Origin of the sequence: Bacillus sp. FJAT-45066, from assembly GCF_002335755.1 — a bacterium.
Classification (GTDB): Bacteria; Bacillota; Bacilli; order Bacillales; family Bacillaceae_I; genus Bacillus_CD; species Bacillus_CD alkalisoli.
Window position 1 is genome coordinate 1,800,085 of the sequence record NZ_NISQ01000001.1, and the last position, 22,976, is coordinate 1,823,060.

A 22,976-nucleotide genomic window follows, 5' to 3' on the forward strand; every position below is an offset into this window, starting at 1 on the left:
TTGTTACGTAATACTTTTTGTACAATTTAATTATAGTATATTTCCTTTGTGAAATAGTGAACAATTGTTAAATATTTATGAAAAATTTATTTTGCTGCATTTGCTGCAACTTGTACTGCATCCCAAACTGTAGCATATGGCGGAGCATAACTTAAATCTAGCATGCCAATTTCGTCCGTTGTTAATTTACAAGTAATTGCAGTAGCTAGTACGTCTATTCTTTTTGCAATCCCTTTATCTTTACCAACCAATTGTGCTCCAATAACTCGTTTCGTCTTTTTCTCCCACAATAACTTTACATGAATTTTTTCCGCATTCGGATAATAACTAGCATGACCATTTGTCTCTACTGTAATTGTTCCGAAATCAATGTTCTCTTCTTTTGCTACTTTCTCTGTTATCCCTGTCATCGCAGCAGTCCAGTCTAATATTTTCAATACATTTGTTCCTAAAATACCGTTAAACTCTGTTTTCATACCATTAATATTATATGCTGCAATTCTTCCATGTTTATTCGCAGTTGTACCTAAACCTATGTTTACTGGTTTTTGTAAAATTAGATGATTGCTTGTAGCACAATCACCTGCAGCAAATATATCCTTAATGCTCGATTCTTGGTGTTTATTTACTATAATTGCCCCATTATCAAGCATATCTATTCCAGTATTTTTAAGAAATTCGGTATTCGGTTTATTGCCAATATTAACGATTACTGCATCTACTTCATACTCACTTTTATTTGTGATTACTTTCTTTACTGCATTTTCCAGGCAAACTAGTTCTCTTACTTCTTCACCTAGAGCAAAAGATGCTACATCTGAAACACCCTTTTCTATTATATTCGCCAATTCAGAATCGAAGTTTCCTAAAACTTGATTATTTAATCCCACCATGATAACATCTTTTTTTAATTCAACCATTGTCTCTAAAAGCTCCATGCCTATATAGCCAACGCCAATAATTAATACTTTTTTGATACTCTCTTGTTGAAAAAACTTTCTCATATTTATTCCATCACGTAACGTTTTTAATGTAAAAACATTGTTCGCATCTTTTGGTACGAACGGAGGTACGACTGGCTTGGATCCTGTCGCAATAAGTAGTTTATCGTACTGAATATTTTCTGTTTCAATTGTCTTTAAATTCTTGACCGTTACGCTTTTTTGTTCTGCATTAACCTCAATTACTTCTGTGTGCAAATGTACATGTATATTTCTTTTTTCAAAATCTTCAACTGAACGTGCTAACAATTCCTCATGTGTTTCTGTCACACCAGATATGTAGTATGGTAATCCACACGCACCATATGAAACATGTTCATCTTTTTCAAATACAGTTATTTTCAAGTCTTCGTTTAGTCTTCTAAGTTTGGATGCTGCACTCATTCCACCTGCTACTCCACCTATTATGACAACATGCTCCAAATAATCCCCTCCAGTAATCTCATTGAATATCCATACCCGAATTTCAAGAAAAGCATAGGTGTTCGAAAAAAATGGTGCCTTTAGAAGGCACCATTTATCTCCATTCGATATAAAATGGAAGAACCGCTAAGCTCCCACATATTAACATTACTATACATACACTTGCAAATTTATATCCTTCTTTCCAGATTCTTCTACTGTAGAAAAATGTATAGACAATTAATAGAATAGCAATTAGTGACATCCAAAACATCTTTATCACCTACTTTTTATTCATTATGAACGGAGTTTAAATGTTTACCGAAACGATCAATCGTAACATCATACTTCACATTTACATTTGACTCGCTATAAAGTTTTGACCAGTCTTGTTTTTCATATTCATCCCAAGTCCAAAATTTTTGTCTTGCAATGGCCGCCCACAAAAATGGTTCTGCTTGATATGCTTGTTGGGTTTTTGTAATTAACTTCTTTGTAGAGGATTCTAATTCATTTTCAAATGAAGCTACTAGCTTTCTTTGATACTCTTTTTTCTCTACATAGTTTTTCCCACTTGGAATATGTAATACTTGTACCGTTAGTGGGACAACAACGTTCAATTCTTTTGAATCCTTGTTAAGCTCAACTTTAGGCGATTTTGTTTTCAGGATTCGAACTGTTACTTGGTGCGAGGGTGCTAGAGGGTCTCGAAAACTAGATAACATTGTATCCACTTTAGCATACGGCCTTAATAATAAGGCTATTCTTGTTTCCTCACCATCTAATACACCAACCATATGTCCCTGATGAAATATCGCAGAACCTATCATTTGTGTTGGATTGCCACCCTCTTTTTCTACTTCACCAGCAATATAATTTGCACTAACTTTTTGCTTTGGCTCAAAAACCGTGGAAGTCGCATAAATGGATAAAAACAATCCTCCTTCACCTTCGGAAGATTGTAAATATCTATTCAATGTAGCTTCAGGCATTAATCCTGTTTGTTCCCATCGTTTTACCATTCTCTCATAAAACTTATGTGTTCTTGGCTCTAATTTAGGATCGTTTGACTTAATAAAATCAGAAGCCTTTTCTCTCGTGACGATTATGTTTAAATCTCTTCTTACTTGTCTGTCTCTTAAAAATGCTTCTAATATATGTTCGAATTCTTTCGTTCTTGCTAAATCTTCGCTAATAATAATATCTTTTAAGTGGGAATACTGAATATCTTTTGTTACGGATACATTCGCTAATTCTCTAGCTATTAATATATCTGGCGCTGTTAACGTAATAACTTCAGCTGAGTCATCATCTTTACCCATTGTCATAGGAGACCCTTCTCTCACATTAGCCATTTCTAACGTAACCTCTAACAATCCTTTTTTCCCTCTATCCAAACCTATGGAAATTGGAAATGCAAATTCTGTTACTTCTCCACGGTCCCAGCATCCTGCTATCGGTATTACAAATAGGAAAGCGACGATTATTTTAAGTAATTTCATTAACCTTCTCCTCCGCTTTTCACTTGATCTACCACCCATAATATAAGAGGTAATCCTAATAGTAATAGCCAATTCGAGTGATACAAGACGTTATTTTGCAAAAACAAAACAGAATCACTATTGGCAACCGGAAGTAATGCAAGAAAGAATACAACTCCAGCAAAAGGCAAAATTAATGGCTCAAATTCTTTAATTCGTAGTGTAGATGTAAACGTAACGGTAGTTAAAAATAAGTAAATAGCTAATCTTGTAATAGCTGCTATTGCCCAGAATCCAATAAAGAAGGCTTCTGTATTTCCGAAAATAGGACCTAAATCAACAATTCGAGCAAGTTGTTGAAAAGGGAAGGCAATGTATTCAATAGAAGGAAAGTCATATAACATTAAATATACGATGTAAAAAACAACTAACTCTGCAGTTGCAATTCCAATACCAATCAAACTTGCCAACTTAAATTCTTTATGACTTCGAACGAAAGGGTATAAAATGGTAAAAAAGATTACTTCTGCAAATAAATAACTGTATTTAGTACTCTTAAACATTAATGGGTAAAACCCTGGTCCCGCCAGAGGGAATATGTTTCTCCATTGTAAACTAGTGAACACTAATAAAATGAGCCCCGCAAAGGCAAGTTTTATGTATGGTACGGTTAACCAAGATGTTCGTCCAATGGCCTCTATGCCTCGATTTGCAATAAACCAACTAATTAGCAAGAAAAGAAACAAAAGGAAAGGTGTTGGTGTTTTTGGAAAGTATAGTGTTCCCATAATATCAGCATGACTTCGAAAATAAATAACAGTAGTCATAAGAATAAAAATAAATAAACAAACTCCAATTAAGAATCCAAAAAATTTCCCTGTAACGATGTAGGAGACTTCAATTAGATTTTTATCTTTATACTTTTTCAACAATGCTATTAACACTAAAACAATGAAAGTAATCATTAATCCAGAAATAATGGGCATCAGCCATGTTGCTGTTTTACCAACAGGGAAAAGAATCGACGGTGTAATATCCGTTTGTTTTAACCCGATGGTAATAAGGATCAATGCAGCAAACTCCCTCGTGCCTATTTTCCCATCTGAATGCTTAATCATTTACCCCACCACCTTCAGGCTTTTTGCCTCTTACCTCTTTCAAAGGATAAACGTGTAATGGTCGTAACCACATTTTCCAAAGAGGTGGCCTAACAATCAAATCTTTTGATGAAGGATAATGTGGAGCCATCGGTGAAACAAAAGGAACATCAAACGATTTTAAAGATGCAAGGTATGCCACACAAGCTTGTACACCTATAGCTATCCCGAAAAAGCCGATAAAACTTGCTAAAGCAATAAAGGCAAATCTAGCTATCCTAACAGCAAAAACGAAACTATTCGTTGCGATTGTATAAGATGCTAAACTTGAAAACCCAACCACCGTTACTACAATCGGGCTAATGATTCCTGCTTCAATCGCTGCAATACTAATAATTAATGCCCCGAGAAGAGCAACAATTGGACCATTTTTAGAAGGAAACCGTGTCCCTGCTTCCCGAATGATATCAAAGGTTATTTCGACAAGAATAATTTCAAATATCGCCGGAAAAGGAACTAAATCTCTAGTTGCCGATACTGTCAATAACATATCTGTCGGCAATGCTTCAACATGATAATTTGTTACAGCAATAAAGGTAGCCGGTGCCAAAAGTGCAGCAAAAAATGCTAATAATCTAACAATACGCATTAAATTCCCATATGCCCATCTTTGATAATAGTCTTCTGCCGTATGAAAAAAAGACCAAAAAGTTACCGGCATTACTAAACAATCTGGAGAAGAATCCATTAATAAAACAACATGACCTTCTTTGAGAAAAGCAGCAGCTCTATCAGGTCTCTCTGTTGTTAAAATAGAAGGCACTAACGAATATGGTCTTTCCTCAATATGTTGTTCTAGCATCGGTAAATTTTGAACATTTTCTACTTCAATTTGTGCTATTCTCTCTCTTACTTTTTCCACCAATTCTTCATTTGCTACATCATTTAAATATAAGAGAGCAACCGTATTTTCTTGACCGTAACCTACTTTTACATGTTCTTTCACAAGTTGTGACGTTCTAAGTTGCTTTCTAATGAGAGACGTATTGATAATTTCAGACTCTACAAATGCTTCTTTTGGTCCTTTAAGTACCGTTTCAATTTCAGCGTTTCCTACAGATCGACTTTCAATTGATTTCGTATCAATTGGATAAATAACAGGTTCTCCTTCTATTAAAAGGAGAGATTGTCCACCATTTAAGCAAATCTCCATTTCTTGAAATGAGTGTAGTTCTTTTCTAATAGTCACCGGAGCCAACTCTTTTAACTTACCTAATGTTGTATGGCTATATAATGTATACGTTACAGCCCTATTAAAGGCTGGAATTACTTTTTCAAAAATCTGTTGCTCATTTGCCATGCCACGAATATAAAACAGGACGGCATCCCTGTCTAAAAAAGGAATATAAATATGTTCCATAACGAAATCTGCATTCTTATTACCTAAGAAATATTTATTAATAAGGAATACATTTTCCTCGAAAACATCTGTTAGCTTAGTAACTGTTTCAGTATGATTGGACTTTTCCATATTCTCACCTCTATTTCATCCCGGCTAAAAGTTTTTCTTATTTTCCACCTAATTGGTGGAAATATTCTTTCATGGTGATATTTTGAATAAAAATTGAAGATTTATCGGGGTATTAAATTATATATCCAGGAGCTTTTGACCTTATTTTTTAGGATACAAAAAAGCAAGCCATCCACACATAATATGTGCTAACGGCTTGCTTCAATTTTCAGTCCAACTTTCATTTACCTTCAACTAAGTCGACCTCTTGCTCATAAATCGGTACCCATCCTTCTGTTGTTACAAAGATACGAACGGCTACAACTTTTCTATCTTCCATTAAAGTAAAGTAGTGTCGAACATTTTCTGGAACTGAAATTAAATCTCCTGGCTCAAGTTCTACATCAAAGAAAGATCCATCTTTTCCTTGAATTACAAAGATACCGTGTCCGCTTACGATAAAGCGAACTTCATCGTCTGTATGGTGATGCTCTTGTTGAAAGTTTTTCAGTAGTTGCTCTAAGTTTGGCGTCGCATCTGATAAAGAAATGACATCACTAGCTTGATAACCTCTTCTTGAAGAAATGTCTGTGATCTCATTGGAGAACACCTCTAAAATTTGTTTTTTATCTTCATCTGTTAGAGCAAAGTTTTCTTGTAAATTTTCAGGTAGCTTTTGAATATCCCATTTCTCATAAATTACTTCGTTCTCATCTAAAAACTTCACTACTTCTTCTAATACTTCTAGTCTTTCACTTGTCTCATGTAATCTAATTTTCGCCATTATCATATCCTCCTTATATAGATACTGCTATAGGGTGGTTTAATTTTATAACTCTCAAATGATAAGAAAATAAAAATTCCCACGCTTCCAAGATCCTTTTTGCTTCTGCAGCGTCTTTTCCCCAAGCAGTTATTCCGTGGTTTTCAATTAATACTGCTCCAGCGTCATCCTTAACAAAAGATGAAAATTCATTAGCTAACGTTGGGATATGAGCATGGTTACGTATAATCGGTATAGAAACTTCCGCATTCTCTTCCCAGATACCTAGCGCCTTAATAATTTCTTGCCCCTTAAAACTCGCCTTCCCAGTTTGCTTATAGAGCTCTGAAACAACATTATTATCGACCGTATGAACGTGCAGAACACATCCCGCTTTTGTTTTTTGGTATATATAGGTATGAAGAAGTGTTTCAGCTGACGGTTTCAAATCCGTATCTTCTATTTTTTGTCCATGTTGATCGACTAGTAAAAAGTCATCCAATGTACGTTTTCGCTTATCTTTACCGCTTGCAGTTACTAAAAAGGTTAAAGGTGCTTTTGATACTTTAATGGATAAGTTACCGCTCGTTCCGAAAAACCAATCTCTCGCGGCCAATTCATCTTTAACATCTGCAAGTTCATGCCATTTCTTAATGTAAGTGCTCATACTTTCACCTCAAATCCTTTTAAAATGTTTATTACATCAAAAAATGTTTCAAATGAGTCGTAATGTATATTTAATTCTTTACATTTATCAACCAAGAAGTCACGGGCAATCACTTTATCTGCTATTTTAGCTGCTTGTAAATCTGTTATGGAATCCCCAATAACAATTGTTTCATTATCATCTGATGCTAAACGACGAATCAATGACGGTTTACAACAGCCACAGTTATTTCCACAAGCATTATCACAACTATGCGGCCAAATAATCTTAATATTTTCACCAGTAAAGTCTGATTCGTTGCAATAGATCGTGTCCTCTTCTATGAACCCATTTAGAAGAGGTATGACAAAAAAGTCTATTCCACCTGAAACAATGTAAAGCTCCATTCCAACTTCTTTTACATAAGCAACAAACTCAGCAAAACCTTCACGTATTTCAGCATTTTGTAATATAAAATCAGTTATTTCGTTTCTCTTACTCGAAGGAAGAAGGGAGAATAATGTAGTTACTCCTTCCTTAATAGAAACTTGTTGGCTTAATATTTTATCCTTTACCTGTTCCCACTCAGGTGGGGCAAATTGTTTCATGATGGAGATAATATTATCGCTTCTCGTTATCGTGCCATCGAAGTCACAGAAAATGACTGGCTTTCTCATACTGTTACTTCCCCCCAAAGATGCAACGCTTTCTGTAATTCTTCGTTTTCTTTAGCTGCTTGTTGAAGTGATAAACCATTTTGAACAGCTTCAACAGCTTGACGAAATGCCTTTCCTCCTCCTATGGCACCATCTGGATGGCCGTGAACTCCACCACCTGCATTAATAACACAATCTATTCCGAAATCTTGCATTAAAACTGGTACTAAACCTGGATGTATTCCTGCTGAAGGTACCGGAATTGTTTTCTTCCACATATCGCTATTTGTCAATGATTCATAGATACCAAGAGCTTCCTCTCTTTTTAATGCAACACTTCCATACGGTGATGGGAATAAAGAGAAATCAGCACCTGCGTAGCGAAGTAATTTTCCTAATAGTAAGGAATTTGATATCCCATAAAATTCTGATGGTGTTACTGCACCACTAACAGCTGGATGAGCCATTATTGGAATACCGATTTCCTTATCTTCTGCTAAGCTTTGTAATACATCTAATCCATATGAAAATACGTTAAATAATAAAATATCTGCTCCGTCTTCTGCTGCTCTTTTTGCTTTTTCTTTTAACTCAAATGTTCTTCCTGTTAAATTTACTGCATAACGCGCTCGGTGACCTGTCTCCTCGAAGACTTGCTGTACCACTTCTTTTCCGACTGAAATTCGTTTTACAAATGGAGTTAACTCATTTTCAAACAAAATTTCGTCATCTTTAATGAAATCAACCCCACCTAACGCTTGTTCTCTTAGTTGGTTTGCGACAAAAGTTAAATCTTTTCCTAATACTCCTTTGAAGATGCTCATGATAAATGGTCTATTATAAACTCCCGTGATTTCTCTTAGTCCATCTGCTCCGAATTTAGGACCAGGAAAGTACTTTTTTAATCCCTTACTAAACTCTAAGTCTAGCAGCTTAATTTCTCCATCCAGAGAAAGTTTTCCAAAAACTGTTGTTAGTATCGCTGGGAGATCAGGGCTAAAATTAGCTGCTGGATATTCAATCTTCACAATACCCTTTGTTATTTTTTTTTGAAAATAGTTATCTACTAATTCACTTGTAGGTAAATATTCAACGCCAACAACATTCCCTTTATGTCTTTTTAATTGTTCTTGTTCAATTAGTGGTAGATTTGTCCAAGAACCAACTGTTAATCCAAGGGCGATGGATTCAGCTTTTTTCTCTAAATTACCTTTATGATCATGTATGAGATATGTAGCAACTACTGAACTCATGTTAAACACCTCTTTTTTTTAAATGGCTATGTTAAAGGCCACTGTTGATTTCCGTGCAAGTCTTCGCTTTCCGCGGGCGTGTCTAGGTCTAGCGGCTAGCTCCGCAAGTCTAGCCTTGGCCATCTCGAGGGCAAAGAGCTCCCTCAAGATGGCCCAGTCTTACGCTTGTCGGAGCTGAACGAGCCGCAATCACTTTTCTTGGCGCCGGGAGCCTCCTCGGCGCAAGCGCCTGTGGGGTCTCCCGGTCCTCGCTTCTCCCACAGGACAAGGAAGGCTCCTGAGCGGTGCATCCTTCGTAAGAAAATGCGTATGCATTTTCGAGGCGTCTCAGCCTTGCACGGAAATCAACAGATTAGTTTTTAAATATCAACACAAAGCTTTAACACAACTTAAATATAAAAAACCTCTTCTGGACAAGAAGAGGTTAGGGAACTAACATCCTCTTATCTGTCAGCTACTGCTGCAAGATTTAGCACCGTGCTTAAAATGAATTAAGTCGGTTGCCGGGTTTCATCGGGCTAGTCCCTCCACCTGCTCTTGATAAGAAAATATGAATATATATTGTGCAATTTAATTATTCAGAATTTATAAAATCTACATGTGATTATTACATCATTTTTTCTAATAGTCAATAGTTTTGTTTAAAAAATATTTAACGCTTTAATTCGTTGAACAGCCTCTTCCAATCTTTCAACATCAGTCAATAATCCAACCCGTACGTATCCTTCACCATACGTACCAAAGCCGACTCCTGGTGCCACTACGACATGTGCTTTTTCTAGTAAAAGGTCTGAAAATTGTTGCGAAGTATATCCGTCAGGTACTTTTAACCACGCAAAAAAAGAACCCTCAGGTGAACGAACTTCCCAACCGATTTCAGTCAGCCCACTTACTAAAACATTTCTACGAGTCTCATATACATCCACTAAATCTACAACACATTGTTGAGATTCTAAGAGGGCCGTTGTTGCAGCCTCTTGAATAGCACTAAATAAACTAACGTATAAATGGTCTTGTAATAAGTTAATAGATTCAATGACACTTTGATTTCCAACAGCAAAACCAACTCTCCAACCTGCCATATTAAATGTTTTAGAGAGTGTGTAAATTTCAATCCCAACCTCTTTTGCACCTTTTGTTTGTAAAAAACTTATCGGTCTTTTCCCATCAAAGCCAATCGCACCATAAGCGAAATCGTGCACAACGCAAATATCATGCTCGTTCGCTAAAGCGACAGTTTCATCAAAGAATTCTTGAGTCGCAATAGCACCTGTCGGGTTATTCGGATAGTTTAAAAACATTAGCTTTGCCTTTTGTAGTACGTCTTTACTAACAATAGAGTAATCTGGTAAAAAGTTGTTTTTTTCAAGTAACGGCATATATTCCATTTTTGCACGCGCTATTGCCACACCTGACCAATAGTCAGGGTAACCTGGATCTGGGACTATAACAGTATCCCCATCATTTAATAAACAAGATGGAATTTCCACCAGTCCAGCTTTTCCGCCGAATAATATAGCTACTTCTTTTTCAGGATCTAAATCCACGTTATATTCCCTTTTGTAAAATTTAGCAACTGCCTCTTTAAAAAACGCTTGGCCACGAAATGGGGAATATTTATGGTAGTTTACATTTTCAGTAGCGCTTTGTAACGATTTTACTATATGACTTGGTGTCGGTTGATCAGGATTACCTTGTCCTAGATTAATAACATCATGCCCTTCTTCAACAACTTTTCCTACCTTTTGAACTAAAGATGCAAAAAATTGCTTTGGAAGTTCCTGCAACAGTTTTGACTGTTCGAAATTTTTCATTTTGCACACCTACTTAAAAAATTCTTGAAATACTAGTCACAAATAATATAAGGTTAATAACAAAAAGTAAAGTGTTTTTTGAAAGGAGCATGAAATGTTTTGTGGAAAATCGCATGTATTCAAACTGATATTGTTTTTGGAAGCCCAGAGCAAAATATGCAAAATATAAGAGTAAAAGTGAAAGAAGCCGTTACGAAACTCACACCTGATATCATTGTTTTACCTGAACTATGGAATACTGCCTACGACTTGATTAGGCTTGATGATATTTCAGACGAGGATGGTATAGAAAGCAAACGTTTCTTGTCAGAGTTAGCAAAACAATATCATGTGAAGATTGTTGGAGGTTCTGTAGCGAGAAGATCAACAAAAGGTGTTTATAACACGATGTTTATTTTTGAAGAAAACGGAGAATTTGTAGGAGAATATAGTAAATTACACTTATTTAAATTGATGGATGAACATTTATTTTTACAACCTGGAGAGTCAGATGGGTTATTCGAATTAGATAGTGAACTTTGTGCAGGTATGATCTGCTATGATATTAGATTTCCTGAATGGATTAGGTCCCATACACTGAAAGGTGCAAAAGTTCTGTTCGTCTCAGCTCAATGGCCATTAGCAAGGTTGCATCATTGGCGGACTTTATTATTAGCTCGTGCTATTGAAAATCAATGTTATGTAGTCGCATGTAATCGTGTTGGGTCTGATCCTAACAATGTTTTTGCTGGCCATTCTATGATTATTGATCCTTGGGGAGAGATACTTTCAGAAGGAACGGAAGAAGAAGGTATTATTTACAGTTCTATAGACTTAAGAAAAGTAGATGAAGTACGGGCTCAAATTCCAATTTTTGAAGATAGAAAACCTACTCACTATTAATCTATATAAAGCAAAAGGACTCCTTTAAAGGAGTCCTTTTTTATGATTAGATCATTAATTATTTAGTTACGTTAGCAGCTTGAGGTCCACGAGCTCCATCAACGATTTCGAAAGAAACTTCTTGACCTTCTTCTAAACTTTTGAAACCTTCGCCTTGAATAGCGGAGAAGTGTACGAATACATCGTCTTGACCTTCAACTTCGATGAAACCGAAACCTTTTTCTGCGTTAAACCATTTAACTTTACCTTGTAACATGTTTGTTCCTCCTTGCGGCTTTGTTGCCACGAATAAAGTATTACTATTCTTGCTCGTTCATGCTAACATTTCAAGACGAAAAACCGTGTTTTTGACTTTCCATATATCTATAACCGAACAAAAATAATTAAATTAATAATAACAGAAATAGTTAAAAAATTCAAGGATTAGAACAGAAAGAATATTAGTTTATTTCTCTATTTTTCTATCAGCTTTCTATAACTAAAATATTTTAATTTCAATTCCAAAAAAATATATTGACAATTAACTTAGCTACTTGATAGTATTTTCTCAGTTGCAATTTTAATTTTCAAAAAACTAAAAAATATGAATATGTCTCTTATCAAGAGCAGGTGGAGGGAATTGGCCCGATGAAACCCAGCAACCGATCGTAATACTATTGTGAGATAGGGCGTTTTCACGCCGGAACTTTATGTTCCATAAGACACGGTGCTACTTCCAGCAAAATGTTTATTTGGCATTTTGAAAGATAAGAGGTGTGAAGATTCTGTTCTTCTAACCTCTTTTCGTAATGGAAAGAGGTTTTATTTTTTGTAAAGGGAAAGTAGATATTTCACTTTATAAGTAAACCTCTTCTTTACACAGAGACACGTGTAGGAGGAAATATTATGACCATTTTAACAAAAGAAAACTATGAACCATTAACAGAAAGTAGTGCCGTAACACTCGCGATTAAACTGCGTGTTTTTCCTGAAGGATCAGTACTTCAATGCAGAGAGATTGGAGATGGCAATTTAAATTTAGTTTTTCGTGTGACAAATCAACATGGTAAAGGGATTATTATAAAACAAGCACTTCCATACGCAAAAGTTGTTGGGGAAAGTTGGCCATTAACGCTTAAACGAGCAACAATTGAAAAAAATGCACTACATCAAAGTGCTCAAGTTTGTTCCGAATTTGTTCCCAAAGTTTTTTATTCGGATGAAGATTTAGCAATTACCGTAATGGAGGACTTGTCCCATTTAAGAATTGTTCGGTCTGGACTAATACATGGTGACCGCTTTCCATTATTAGCCGAACATATCGGTGAATATTTAGCAAAAACGTTATTTTTCTCCTCTGATTTTGGAATGAATCAACAAGAGAAAAAAGAATTGCAAAAACAATTTGTAAACCCGGAGCTTTGTAAAATTACTGAAGACCTAGTGTTAACAGATCCATTTTTCCCTTCTGAAACAAACAACTTTGAAATTGACCTGAGGGAAGATGTAGAAAGTCTTTGGAGTGACACAACATTACAACTGGAGGTTGCAAAGTTAAAATACATTTTCTTAACTCGAACAGAATGTTTACTTCATGGTGACTTACATACAGGCAGTATCTTTGCTAGTGCAAGTGAAACGAAAGTAATTGACCCTGAGTTCGCATTTTTCGGTCCTTTTGGTTTTGATATTGGACAGTTTTTCGCAAACTTACTTTTAAATGCACTATCAAAACAAAATTTAGAAAATAAGCAAGTGTTACTTCGCGATATCGAGACAACTTGGAATGTTTTTTGTAAAACGTTTGAAGAACTTTGGATAACGAATAGTGTCGAACATTTCACTAAAACAGAAGGCTATTTCCAACATGTTTTAAACCAAATTTTCACTGACTCTATCGGATTTGCCGGCTGTGAAATAATTCGAAGAACGATTGGATTAGCTCATGTAGCTGATTTAGATGGAATAGAGAACGTACACAATCGAATTACAGCAAAAAAAGTTGCAATTTATGTTGGTAGGTCTCTTGTAACAAATAGAAATAATATTAACTCAATTGAGCAACTAGTTGCACATTATTTAAATATAGATTCACATCACAAAGGAGTAATATAGTATGAGTAGTATTACAGCAATCCCTCTTTCAGTTGAGTGGAAAGAAGATCACATCCGTTTATTAAACCAGCAAAAACTACCGCTAGAAACTGAGTATTTAGAGCTAGTTACAATTCAAGATGTTTGGGAGGCTATCTTTTCACTGAAAGTTCGAGGTGCACCAGCTATAGGTATTACAGCAGCATATGGATTAGCTTTAGCTGCCCAAACAGTAGAAACAGAAAGTCTCTCAGATTTTTTTCTTGAGGTCGAAAAAAACAGTGAATTTTTAGCAAGTTCCCGTCCGACTGCAGTTAATCTAACTTGGGCTCTTAACCGTTTATCACAATCTATCAAACATACTGTCTCTGTAAATGAAGCAAAAACGAAACTAATACACGAAGCCATTAACATTCAACTAGAAGATGAAGCCGTTTGTCGTCAAATAGGTGAATATGGCTTGTCGCTTTTCCAAAAAGGAGATCGAATACTAACCATTTGTAATGCCGGTACTATCGCTACAGCTCGTTATGGTACAGCGTTAGCTCCATTTTATCTTGCAAAGGAAAGAGATCTCCCATTAAGTGTTTTTGCTTGTGAAACAAGACCAGTGCTTCAAGGAGCTCGTTTAACTACTTGGGAATTGCAACAAGCCGGTGTTGACGTTACATTAATTACGGATAGTATGGCTGCCCATACAATTAAGACGAAAAAGATAAACGCTGTTATTGTCGGAGCAGATCGTATTACAGCTAATGGAGATACTGCGAACAAAATAGGTACATATGGCCTTGCCTTGTTGGCCAAAGCTTTTGACATTCCATTTTACGTGGCTGCTCCAAGCTCTACTTTTGATTTGTCTAAAAAATCAGGCGAACTTATTCCTATCGAAGAGAGAGATAGTCGCGAAGTAACCTTTGTCGGAAATGTTCAAATCGCTCCAGAAGGAATCCCCGTCTTTAACCCAGCATTTGACGTAACGCCAAATGGACTGATTACTGCTATCATAACGGAGAACGGAATCATCTCTGGAGATTATATGGAGGAAATACCAAAGTTCATTAAATAAACATTTATATGTAAAGGAGCTTCCAAGTTGGACTATATTGGAAGCTCTATTTTACGATTCAATTTTTGCCCACATCTCTTTAGGATTTAATTCGTAAATACCACTTTCACGGTTCATGTAATGATTAATAATGAACTCACGACGAATGGTTGCATAGTCATCATGAAACTTCTTAATATGTTCATTTATTTGAATTTCTGTGTACTTAATCCCCAGTTGTAATTCTTCTAAAATATGTTCAAAGATTATTAGTTTTTTCTTCCTTTGTGCAGGTATTGTCTTTAGCTTACCATTTGGTAATATGAAGTTTTGTAAGATTTGTTCGTTATCATTCTTTTTAGCCATTTCTTCTTCCTCCCCTTTACTTCTTTTCAACACATTTAACAATGCATCATTATATTGAAGCAAGCTTTTCTCATTAATGAAATAATAGATTGTATTTTTATCTCGACGCTCTCTAATTAAGCTAGACTCCTTTAACTTGCTTATATGATGCGACACAGTCGGTGGTGTCACACCTAATTTTTCTGCAAGTTGTTGACCAGACATAGTTCTGTTTGCTGCTAACATGATTAATAGCTTGATTCTTGTTTTGTCCCCAATCGTTTTATAAAAGTTCACCATTCTGTCTAATTGCACTTTTTACACCTCCAACTAATTAGATAACTATTTAATTAGATGATAATCTAATCACTTGAACAATTCAATAGTTTCTTTTCATTTTCCTCAAAATTTCAGCTTTTTCTTGCTCGTTTATGATATTAATTTTCGCAAAGATAGAAGCATAAAAGGTGACCAATTTTCCACGTCTCATCGTATTCCCCTCCGTTCTTATAGTAATCATGTTGATATTGAGGCTTTGTTTCCTTAAGGCAACTTTTTTTCTCTAAGTAAATTATATGATGGATATTCAGAGATTAAACTTGTCCAATAAAAAAAGATAGAAGCCAATACATTATTAATTTTTTTGGTACATCTACTTTGTTTATGCCAATTTGTGATTCAATTTCTCTATTTGTGTTTCAATCCTAGAGCATTATAATTCTTTCAATCTTTTCTGTTTCATTTTGCCCTATTTGTATTTCTATCTTATCAGGTTGTGTTACAATTTCTCTATTTGTGTTTCAATCCTAGAGCATTATAATTCTTTCAATCTTTTCTGTTTCATTTTGCCCTATTTGTATTTCAATCTTATCAGGTTGTGTTACAATTTCTCTATTTGTGTTTCAATCCTAAAGCATTATAATTTTTTTCAATCTTTTCAGTTACGATTTTCCCTACTTGTTTTTCAATCTACCCTAATTGTTTTTCAATACTGTGCTTCAATAAAATTACGTGCAATCTTTATGCTACGCATCAAAGATCAAAATCGATACTCGCATGCGTATCATAATTTAAGCATAAAAAAAAGGCATGCAATATCGCACACCTACACTAACTCTATTCCTTCTAACTTTAATAGCTTTTCTTTAAAATGCGTCTGACTACCAGCGTAACCTATTAATGCTTTGTTTTGTCCGATCACTCGATGGCAAGGAATGATAATCGGGATTTTATTTCGGCGGTTTGCTTGTCCTACTGCTCTAACTGCCTTAGGATTTTGAATAGCATCGGCAATATCTTTATAAGATTTTGTTTCGCCGTAGTTAATTTGTGTTAATGCCTTCCAAACATTAACTTGAAACTCTGTACCATTAAATGTTAATGGTACAGTAAATTCTTTTCTTACTCCAGAGAAGTATTCTAATAGTTGTCGTTCCACTTGTTTTATTAAGTTATGTTCTGGATTTTCCACTACGTTATCGTACTCATTTAACATTTCTTCTTTATCAAAATGAATACTCATCAAAGAATTTTCATCAATTACAATAAATAATCTTTCAAAAATTGGGGCTTTCATTTGATGATAATACATTATGTTAACCTTCCAGCTGTTTATTTTTCATGAGTTTCTGATTTATCGGTAACGTAATGTAGAAGATGGTTCCTTTTCCAACTTCGCTCGTTACCTCGATCGCACCTTCATGTTCTTCAACAATTTTATAACTAACCATTAATCCAAGTCCAGTACCTCGGTCTTTTGTCGTATAAAAAGGCTCGCCTAATTTCTTAATTTTGTCTTCAGGTATTCCGATACCTTGATCTTCAATCGAAACAACTACATGTTCGTTATCTTTACTTTCTACATTTACAGTTATTGTTCCGCCTTTTGGCATTACTTCAAAAGCATTTTTTAATATATTAATAAACACTTGCTTTAATTGTTTCGGCTCACAATATAGTTCTTGCAGGTTTTCCTCATAGTATGTTGCAAACTGGACATCTTCTAAAGTAGCTTGAGCACTCATTAAATCTAACGTTTCTTTCATGATTACTGCCACATTTTTTCTTTGATAAGATGTCGCTTGTGGTTTTGCCAACACTAAAAATTCCGTAATGATAGATTCAATTCGCTTTAACTCAGATGTAATTACATCAAAGTACATGGCATTCGTTTCGTCTTTAGTGCTACTTTGAAGCAATTGAATAAACCCTTTTAAAGCTGTCATTGGATTTCGTATTTCATGGGCAATTCCAGCAGCTAACTCTCCAACTACAGTTAATGTATCGGATTTCTTTAGCTGCTCTTCCATTTCTTTTTTATCCGTAATATCACGGAAAAATGTCATGTTTAGTCCATCTATTACATTTTTCTTTGCCGAAAATTCAAGTAATCTAGTTCCATGTGCGTTTTCACAAATAAATTCTCCACTTAAAGCTCCATATTTCCCACTCTGCACCCATTGTTCTTTCATCTCTTGTTGTTGTTCAATAGGAATATAGTCTGTTAATTTTAGTTCCGTAATTTCTTTTTTGGTTAATCCGATTATTTTGCTTGCATTCGGGTTAGCATCAATAATATTAGCATTTTTATCCCACAACACGATCCCATCTAATGCGTTATCAAATATTCTTCTGAATTTCTGCTCTTTTTCGCGTAAATCTTTCTCCATTTTTCTACGTTCACTAACATTACGGAAGATGACCATATTGTATCCATCAATAATTCCTTTGTTTGCCGTAAACTCTAATAATTTCTTTTGACCATTTGGCATTAAAAACTCTAACTCGTCTCTAATTTCTCCTCTATTTTTAAACTCTGCTATTATATTGTTTACTTTTTGCTCGTATGTTTGTTGCACAAAACCTTTAAGGTTTCCCTCAATAAGATAATTTAGCGGTAGTTCAAACGTTCTGCTAGCTGCAGGATTCGCTCGAACAATATTACACTTATTATCTATTAATACAATTGCATCAAGAGCATGTTCAAACATTGCACGGAACCTTTCTTCGCTTTTTTGCAATTGATTTTCCATTGAACGTTTTTCTGTCACGTCTCTTAAAATAGCTAAATAATAATCATCATATACATTCGCAGTAATGGTAAACTCAAATCTTTTCCTATTTCCGTTTTGCAATAAAACTGGCAATTCTCCTCTTACTTTTCCATTACTATCAAGAAGTTTCCACATCTTTTCAATTTTATATAAGTATTGCTCTTCTACAAATTGCTCCAATTCATATTTTTGAAAATCTTGCTTATTTAAAGAAAAGCTAGAACAAAATGCTGGATTCATATCAATAAATTTACCGTCTCGATCAAAAACAGCGATGGAATCTACGGCACGATAGAAAACATCTTGGTACATGTGCTTTGATTTTGCATGATCAATCACATTTTTTAGCATGATGTTTTCCTGTTTTGATTTTTCCAACTCTTTTTCAAGTACTTCTAATCTATTTTGTAATTGTATCATATCCTCTTTAAAAAGTTGCTGAACCATTTTACCTTTTCACCCACTTCACTTTAGGTCTCCTACTACATTAAATTCTTCAATATTACAAAAATTCCTTTAATAAACTAAAATTTGATATATTTTTACTAGTTTATTGTATTTTTTTAGGTACACCTGTTGAAATGGGAATATGTTTTTTTCTTATATATCATTAAATATGTTAAAATATATAGGTTAATCTTCAAAAGTAGGAGTAGTTAAATAATGAAAACAATCGTTTCAACATTAAATGCAAAATACATCCATACTAATATTGCTATAAGATATTTAAAGGCATATGCCAAACCAGAATATGATGTAGAAATTGTAGAATACACTATTAAAGACCCTGCAATGAATATCGTTTCCGACCTTATACAACGTAATCCAGACATTATCGGATTTAGTTGTTATATATGGAATATTGAAGAAACGATTAAAGTAATAAACATGTTAAAGAAAATCAATCCTGAACTAATAATTGTTTTAGGTGGCCCTGAAGTTACTTATGATGTTTCTTACTGGATAGAAAGACTGACAAATGTGGATTTTATTGTAATTGGAGAAGGCGAAATTACATTTAAGCAGTTATTACATCAATTACATGGTGCAAAAGATTTTTCTTCTATACCTGGTCTAGCTTTCCGTAAAGGAGAAGAAAACTTCATCGTTCCGCAACGGAATAAAGTAGACTTAAAAGAATTACCGTCGCCATTCCGTTTTGAAGAAGATATTCCGCATTTTTCTAAAAGGGTAACGTATATAGAAACTAGTCGAGGTTGTCCATTTAGTTGTCAATTTTGTCTTTCATCCATAGAGGTTGGAGTCCGTTACTTTGACCGCGAAAAGGTTAAAGATGATATTCGATATTTAATGGATCATGGAGCAAAAACAATTAAGTTCGTCGACCGAACATTTAATATCAGTAGAAGTTATGCCATGGAAATGTTTCAGTTCTTAATTGATGAACATAAACCTGGTACTGTTTTTCAATTTGAAATTACTGCAGACATCATGCGTCCTGAAGTTATCCAATTTTTAAATGACCATGCTCCTCGTGGTTTATTCCGATTCGAAATAGGCGTTCAATCTACAAATGACGCGACAAACGAACTTGTTATGCGCAAACAAAACTTTGCTAAGTTAACAAGAACGGTTTCCATGGTAAAAGAAGGGCAAAAAATTGATCAACATTTAGACTTAATCGCTGGATTGCCTGAAGAAGATTACAACAGCTTTAGACAAACTTTTAATGATGTGTTTGCCCTAAGACCTGAAGAGCTGCAATTAGGGTTCTTAAAGATGCTTCGTGGGACTGGATTACGATTACGTGCCCAAGAACATAACTATGTATATATGGATCATTCACCATATGAAATCTTAGGAAATAACGTATTGCCTTTTAATGACATTATAAGGATTAAACAAGTAGAAGATGTTTTGGAGAAATATTGGAACGATCACCGTATGGATGAAACGGTAGAATATTTAGTTTCAAATGTATTTGACTCTCCGTTTGACTTTTTCCAACAGTTCGGTTCATTCTGGGATGAACAAGGATGGGCAAGAATTGGTCACCAACTAGAAGATTTATTCCGTCGTTTGTACCAATTCTTAGAAAATATCAAAGAAGAAGATGAGTTAAAAATATTAGAGAGTTTTATGAAATATGATTATTTATCTAATCAAAAGTTCAAGCCACGTAAACCTTGGTGGGAAGATCGTCTAACAAAAGAAAGTAGAAGTACTATTTACAAAAAGATAATTGCAAATCCGTCCTTATTAGGTGAAAATTTCGCAAGCTTACAATTAAATGAGAAGGAACTATATAAACATACGATGATTGAAAGTTTTTCATTTGACTTACAACAATATGTAGCTACAAATGAATTGAAACAGAATGATTCATATTTATTAGTATACTTTAATCAAGTTGAAAACCGTTCTGAGCTATTTAATTTCTCTATTTAAGCGAAAAATGCTAACGCGATTGCGTTAGCATTTTTTTTTATTCTTTTTTGAAGCGATAGCACCTTCAAAAGCTTTTGCAGCATTCATATCTCCAAGCTCTGGACCAAACTCTTCTTTTAATATATTTTCAGGTACTCCGTGTTGAGGTTTATGGGCTTGCTTTTGTTTTCTTTCTTTCGCTTTTTTGTGCATATTGGTTCCCTACTTCCCTTGTCTACCTTTTTTGGAATTTCTGTTCGCACCTTTTATTTTGTCTTCTCCCTCGTATTCCACTGAGAATTCTGTGTCAGGTAAGCTTTCTTTTGGTGTTTTATTGTTGTTATTAGCAGCATCAAACGCAACTTTTCGCTTCGCCATCTTGGGTCACCTCATGATGTAAATTTTATTGCAACAATAGTTTTTGCAATTGAGGTTTTTTTATCCTTAAAACTATAGAAGTTCAATTTACAATACATAGTTATCGTCTAGTTACAAACGATATTAGTAAGCAAATATGAAACAGCTTAGGAGGTAAGGAAATGACAAAAGATAAAGATATAGAAACCCCTTTTATTGATGAAACGATGCCACATCAAATTAGTGCTCCTTCTTTTAAAGGTACGGATATGAAAATGCAACAACCATTTGTAAATGAACACGGTATTGTAATTGGAGACAGCAAATACAATTCACCTGATTCCCCGTTAAACAATTGGTCTGATGATATTGATCCTGCAATAATGGCTGGTGATGAATGGATTCACCCTACAAATGATATAGGATGGAACTCTTCAGAGAATAGAGAACTTATTGAGAAGCAGAAAAAGCCTGAGGGAGTGCCCTTTATGCATCCTGATAAGGACGTGGGTTATGGAAGGGATTAAGGATAACAAAAAGAACTATCAAGAAGTCATTAAGGATAACAAAAAGAACTATCAAGAAGTCTAACGACTTTTTGATAGTTCTTTTTTGTTTTCACTAAATAATTAACCTATAATAATTCGTTCAACAGGATAATGGTATTTCGGAGGTTTTCTTTTACTTTCCATCATAAATAAGAAAGTTAAAAGACCTACTCGTCCTATAAACATTAAACAAATAATTAATGATTTTCCTAAAGTAGATAATTCAGGCGTAATGCCCATCGATAAGCCTGTTGTACCGAAAGCAGAACTTACTTCGAACATTATTTCAATGAGTTCGAATTTACCGTTTTCAGTAAACGTCAAAAAGGTAACAGAACTGAACCATAAAATGATGGCAAGAAATAGGACAACTAACGATTTAATTATATCTTCCTCGTGAATTTCTCGTCTGAACACCTTAATATTTTTATTCCCTCTTGCAAAGTGGTATAAGAATAAGCAGTTAAGTGCGAATGTCGTTGTACGTATTCCACCACCAACTGAGCTTGGTGATGCACCGATAAACATTAAGGCACACATTACTAATAAAGTAGGCATCGTAAACTCACTTACATCCATTGTTGATAAACCACCACTTCTCGTTGTGACAGATTGAAACAATGCATAAAAGAAAGCTTCGTGCCAGGCCATTCCTTTGAAAAAGTTATTAAATTCTAATAATAAAGTCATTACGGTCCCAAAAAGCACAAGTATACCAAAAATAACGGTCGTAATTTTGGTGAACAAAGAAAAACGAAAACGCCCTTTTTTATTCATCACAAATTCTTTAATTTCGATTAACACTGGAAAGCCGATTGCTCCAGTTGTAATGAGTAACATCGTAATGAACTGTACGAAGTAATCGCCAGCGAAAGGTACGAGTGATTCACCAGTAATATCGAATCCACCGTTTGTAGTAGCACTAACTGATGCGAAAAAACCATGTAAATATGCCTCTTGCCACGTACCGAAGTAATTTAAATAATAAGTACCAAGGATTACTGCTCCAATAAACTCAATTGTTAATATAAGAACTAGAATTTGCTTTATAAGCTTTACAATCCCAGAAAGATTTGATTGGTTTTGATCAACCATCATAAGCTTTCTTTCTCTTAGACCAATTTTCCTACCAAGAATTAACCATATAAAAGTACCTAGAGCCATTACACCTACTCCACCAAATTGAAGGAGAAATGCTAGTATAAATACGCCAGGAATTGTGAATGTTTCTGCTGTATTAACAACTGTTAGTCCCGTAACACTAACGGCACTCACTGCTGTAAATAGGGCATTAATAAATGTCCAATCGACTCCAGGATTTCTAGCAATAGGTAAGCTAAGCAAAATAACGGCTATTAATACTGCGATTAAATAAAAACTAACAATAAGTTGAGCCGGCGATAATCTGTGTATTTTTTGCCGAAAATTTAAGTTAATCTTTTTCATATGTATCCTTTCTTTTGTTACTTCAGTTAATATCTATTCTAGTTGAAGCCTGTACATTTTAAAAGTGGTTTCACTATTAATACGCTTCCCAATACAAAAAAGTTTCTTATTTTCACAAAAAGTTCCACACATGAAAGAGAAAGTTACTCTAATACTAAATATACACTTTTCAGATTCATATCCTGAAAAGTAAAATTATACAAAGGAGTGATA

At 34.7% G+C, this 22,976-nt stretch carries 22 protein-coding genes and 2 riboswitches; of the genes, 5 read left to right on the forward strand and 17 right to left on the reverse strand.

The window, feature by feature from the left end; all coding sequences use genetic code 11:
* Positions 1-86 precede the first annotated feature (86 nt).
* From CDZ92_RS09140 to CDZ92_RS09180, 10 genes are all read right to left on the reverse strand, one after another.
* Positions 87-1,424, reverse strand: a complete 1,338-nt coding sequence (locus CDZ92_RS09140; RefSeq protein WP_096154939.1) for a CoA-disulfide reductase — start codon at positions 1,422-1,424, stop codon at positions 87-89.
* Between the two features lie 94 nt (positions 1,425-1,518).
* A complete protein-coding gene (locus CDZ92_RS19945; RefSeq protein WP_176483744.1) occupies positions 1,519-1,677 on the reverse strand; it encodes a hypothetical protein in 159 nt (52 codons plus the stop codon).
* A 16-nt stretch (positions 1,678-1,693) separates the two neighbouring features.
* The gene (locus CDZ92_RS09145) at positions 1,694-2,905 is read right to left on the reverse strand and encodes a Ger(x)C family spore germination protein (protein WP_157842739.1); all 1,212 of its coding nucleotides are present in this window, start codon (positions 2,903-2,905) and stop codon (positions 1,694-1,696) included.
* Positions 2,905-4,002, reverse strand: a complete 1,098-nt coding sequence (locus tag CDZ92_RS09150) for a GerAB/ArcD/ProY family transporter (protein WP_096154941.1) — start codon at positions 4,000-4,002, stop codon at positions 2,905-2,907. The genes CDZ92_RS09145 and CDZ92_RS09150 overlap by 1 nt, the downstream gene beginning before the upstream one ends.
* On the reverse strand, positions 3,995-5,512 hold the full coding sequence (locus CDZ92_RS09155) for a spore germination protein (RefSeq protein WP_096154942.1): 1,518 nt from the start codon (positions 5,510-5,512) through the stop codon (positions 3,995-3,997). Before CDZ92_RS09155 ends, CDZ92_RS09150 begins: the two co-directional genes overlap by 8 nt.
* 220 nt (positions 5,513-5,732) lie before the next feature.
* Positions 5,733-6,275 (reverse strand): 1,2-dihydroxy-3-keto-5-methylthiopentene dioxygenase, encoded by a 543-nt coding sequence (locus tag CDZ92_RS09160; protein WP_096154943.1) that lies wholly within the window; start codon positions 6,273-6,275, stop codon positions 5,733-5,735.
* A 13-nt stretch (positions 6,276-6,288) separates the two neighbouring features.
* Positions 6,289-6,921, reverse strand: coding sequence for a methylthioribulose 1-phosphate dehydratase (locus CDZ92_RS09165; protein ID WP_096154944.1), 633 nt, complete (start codon positions 6,919-6,921; stop codon positions 6,289-6,291).
* Positions 6,918-7,577, reverse strand: coding sequence for a 2-hydroxy-3-keto-5-methylthiopentenyl-1-phosphate phosphatase (locus CDZ92_RS09170; protein ID WP_096154945.1), 660 nt, complete (start codon positions 7,575-7,577; stop codon positions 6,918-6,920). Before CDZ92_RS09170 ends, CDZ92_RS09165 begins: the two co-directional genes overlap by 4 nt.
* Positions 7,574-8,809, reverse strand: coding sequence for a 2,3-diketo-5-methylthiopentyl-1-phosphate enolase (gene mtnW / locus CDZ92_RS09175; protein WP_096154946.1), 1,236 nt, complete (start codon positions 8,807-8,809; stop codon positions 7,574-7,576). The genes CDZ92_RS09170 and mtnW overlap by 4 nt, the downstream gene beginning before the upstream one ends.
* 440 nt (positions 8,810-9,249) lie before the next feature.
* Positions 9,250-9,356: riboswitch (SAM riboswitch) on the reverse strand.
* Between the two features lie 94 nt (positions 9,357-9,450).
* Entirely contained in the window at positions 9,451-10,623 is a 1,173-nt protein-coding gene (locus CDZ92_RS09180) for a pyridoxal phosphate-dependent aminotransferase (protein WP_096154947.1), read from the reverse strand.
* A 99-nt stretch (positions 10,624-10,722) separates the two neighbouring features.
* Between CDZ92_RS09180 and CDZ92_RS09185 the strand changes: the two genes are divergently transcribed.
* A complete protein-coding gene (locus tag CDZ92_RS09185; RefSeq protein ID WP_096154948.1) occupies positions 10,723-11,505 on the forward strand; it encodes a carbon-nitrogen family hydrolase in 783 nt (260 codons plus the stop codon).
* A gap of 58 nt (positions 11,506-11,563) precedes the next feature.
* Here the strand turns inward: CDZ92_RS09185 and cspD are convergent, their stop codons facing one another.
* The gene (gene cspD, locus CDZ92_RS09190) at positions 11,564-11,761 is read right to left on the reverse strand and encodes a cold-shock protein CspD (protein ID WP_096154949.1); all 198 of its coding nucleotides are present in this window, start codon (positions 11,759-11,761) and stop codon (positions 11,564-11,566) included.
* Positions 11,762-12,098: 337 nt separating this feature from the next.
* Positions 12,099-12,258: riboswitch (SAM riboswitch) on the forward strand.
* Between the two features lie 132 nt (positions 12,259-12,390).
* Here cspD and mtnK point away from each other — a divergent pair.
* Complete coding sequence (gene mtnK / locus CDZ92_RS09195) at positions 12,391-13,599, forward strand: S-methyl-5-thioribose kinase (RefSeq protein WP_096154950.1); 1,209 nt, start codon at positions 12,391-12,393, stop codon at positions 13,597-13,599.
* A 1-nt stretch (position 13,600) separates the two neighbouring features.
* Complete coding sequence (mtnA, locus tag CDZ92_RS09200) at positions 13,601-14,647, forward strand: S-methyl-5-thioribose-1-phosphate isomerase (protein ID WP_096154951.1); 1,047 nt, start codon at positions 13,601-13,603, stop codon at positions 14,645-14,647.
* Positions 14,648-14,698: 51 nt separating this feature from the next.
* On the opposite strand, the gene CDZ92_RS09205 is transcribed toward mtnA, so the two are convergent.
* From CDZ92_RS09205 to CDZ92_RS09215, 3 genes are all read right to left on the reverse strand, one after another.
* Complete coding sequence (locus tag CDZ92_RS09205) at positions 14,699-15,286, reverse strand: DUF2087 domain-containing protein (protein WP_096154952.1); 588 nt, start codon at positions 15,284-15,286, stop codon at positions 14,699-14,701.
* A gap of 790 nt (positions 15,287-16,076) precedes the next feature.
* Entirely contained in the window at positions 16,077-16,562 is a 486-nt protein-coding gene (locus CDZ92_RS09210; protein WP_096154953.1) for a methylated-DNA--[protein]-cysteine S-methyltransferase, read from the reverse strand.
* A gap of 4 nt (positions 16,563-16,566) precedes the next feature.
* Positions 16,567-18,471: a PAS domain-containing sensor histidine kinase gene (locus CDZ92_RS09215; RefSeq protein ID WP_096154954.1), complete on the reverse strand. Its 1,905-nt coding sequence runs from the start codon at positions 18,469-18,471 to the stop codon at positions 16,567-16,569.
* A gap of 216 nt (positions 18,472-18,687) precedes the next feature.
* Here CDZ92_RS09215 and CDZ92_RS09220 point away from each other — a divergent pair, with 216 nt between their 5' ends.
* Positions 18,688-20,433, forward strand: coding sequence for a B12-binding domain-containing radical SAM protein (locus CDZ92_RS09220; RefSeq protein ID WP_096154955.1), 1,746 nt, complete (start codon positions 18,688-18,690; stop codon positions 20,431-20,433).
* 24 nt (positions 20,434-20,457) lie between these two features.
* On the opposite strand, the gene CDZ92_RS19950 is transcribed toward CDZ92_RS09220, so the two are convergent.
* Positions 20,458-20,625 carry a hypothetical protein gene (locus CDZ92_RS19950; protein ID WP_176483745.1) on the reverse strand — a complete coding sequence of 56 codons (168 nt, stop codon included), beginning with the start codon at positions 20,623-20,625 and terminating at the stop codon, positions 20,458-20,460.
* A gap of 9 nt (positions 20,626-20,634) precedes the next feature.
* The gene (locus CDZ92_RS19955; protein WP_096154956.1) at positions 20,635-20,790 is read right to left on the reverse strand and encodes a hypothetical protein; all 156 of its coding nucleotides are present in this window, start codon (positions 20,788-20,790) and stop codon (positions 20,635-20,637) included.
* A gap of 161 nt (positions 20,791-20,951) precedes the next feature.
* Here CDZ92_RS19955 and CDZ92_RS09230 point away from each other — a divergent pair, with 161 nt between their 5' ends.
* Positions 20,952-21,296: a DUF3905 domain-containing protein gene (locus tag CDZ92_RS09230; protein ID WP_096154957.1), complete on the forward strand. Its 345-nt coding sequence runs from the start codon at positions 20,952-20,954 to the stop codon at positions 21,294-21,296.
* A gap of 102 nt (positions 21,297-21,398) precedes the next feature.
* Here CDZ92_RS09230 and CDZ92_RS09235 read toward each other — a convergent pair whose 3' ends face one another.
* Positions 21,399-22,754, reverse strand: a complete 1,356-nt coding sequence (locus CDZ92_RS09235) for a TrkH family potassium uptake protein (RefSeq protein WP_406564929.1) — start codon at positions 22,752-22,754, stop codon at positions 21,399-21,401.
* Positions 22,755-22,976: the final 222 nt, after the last annotated feature.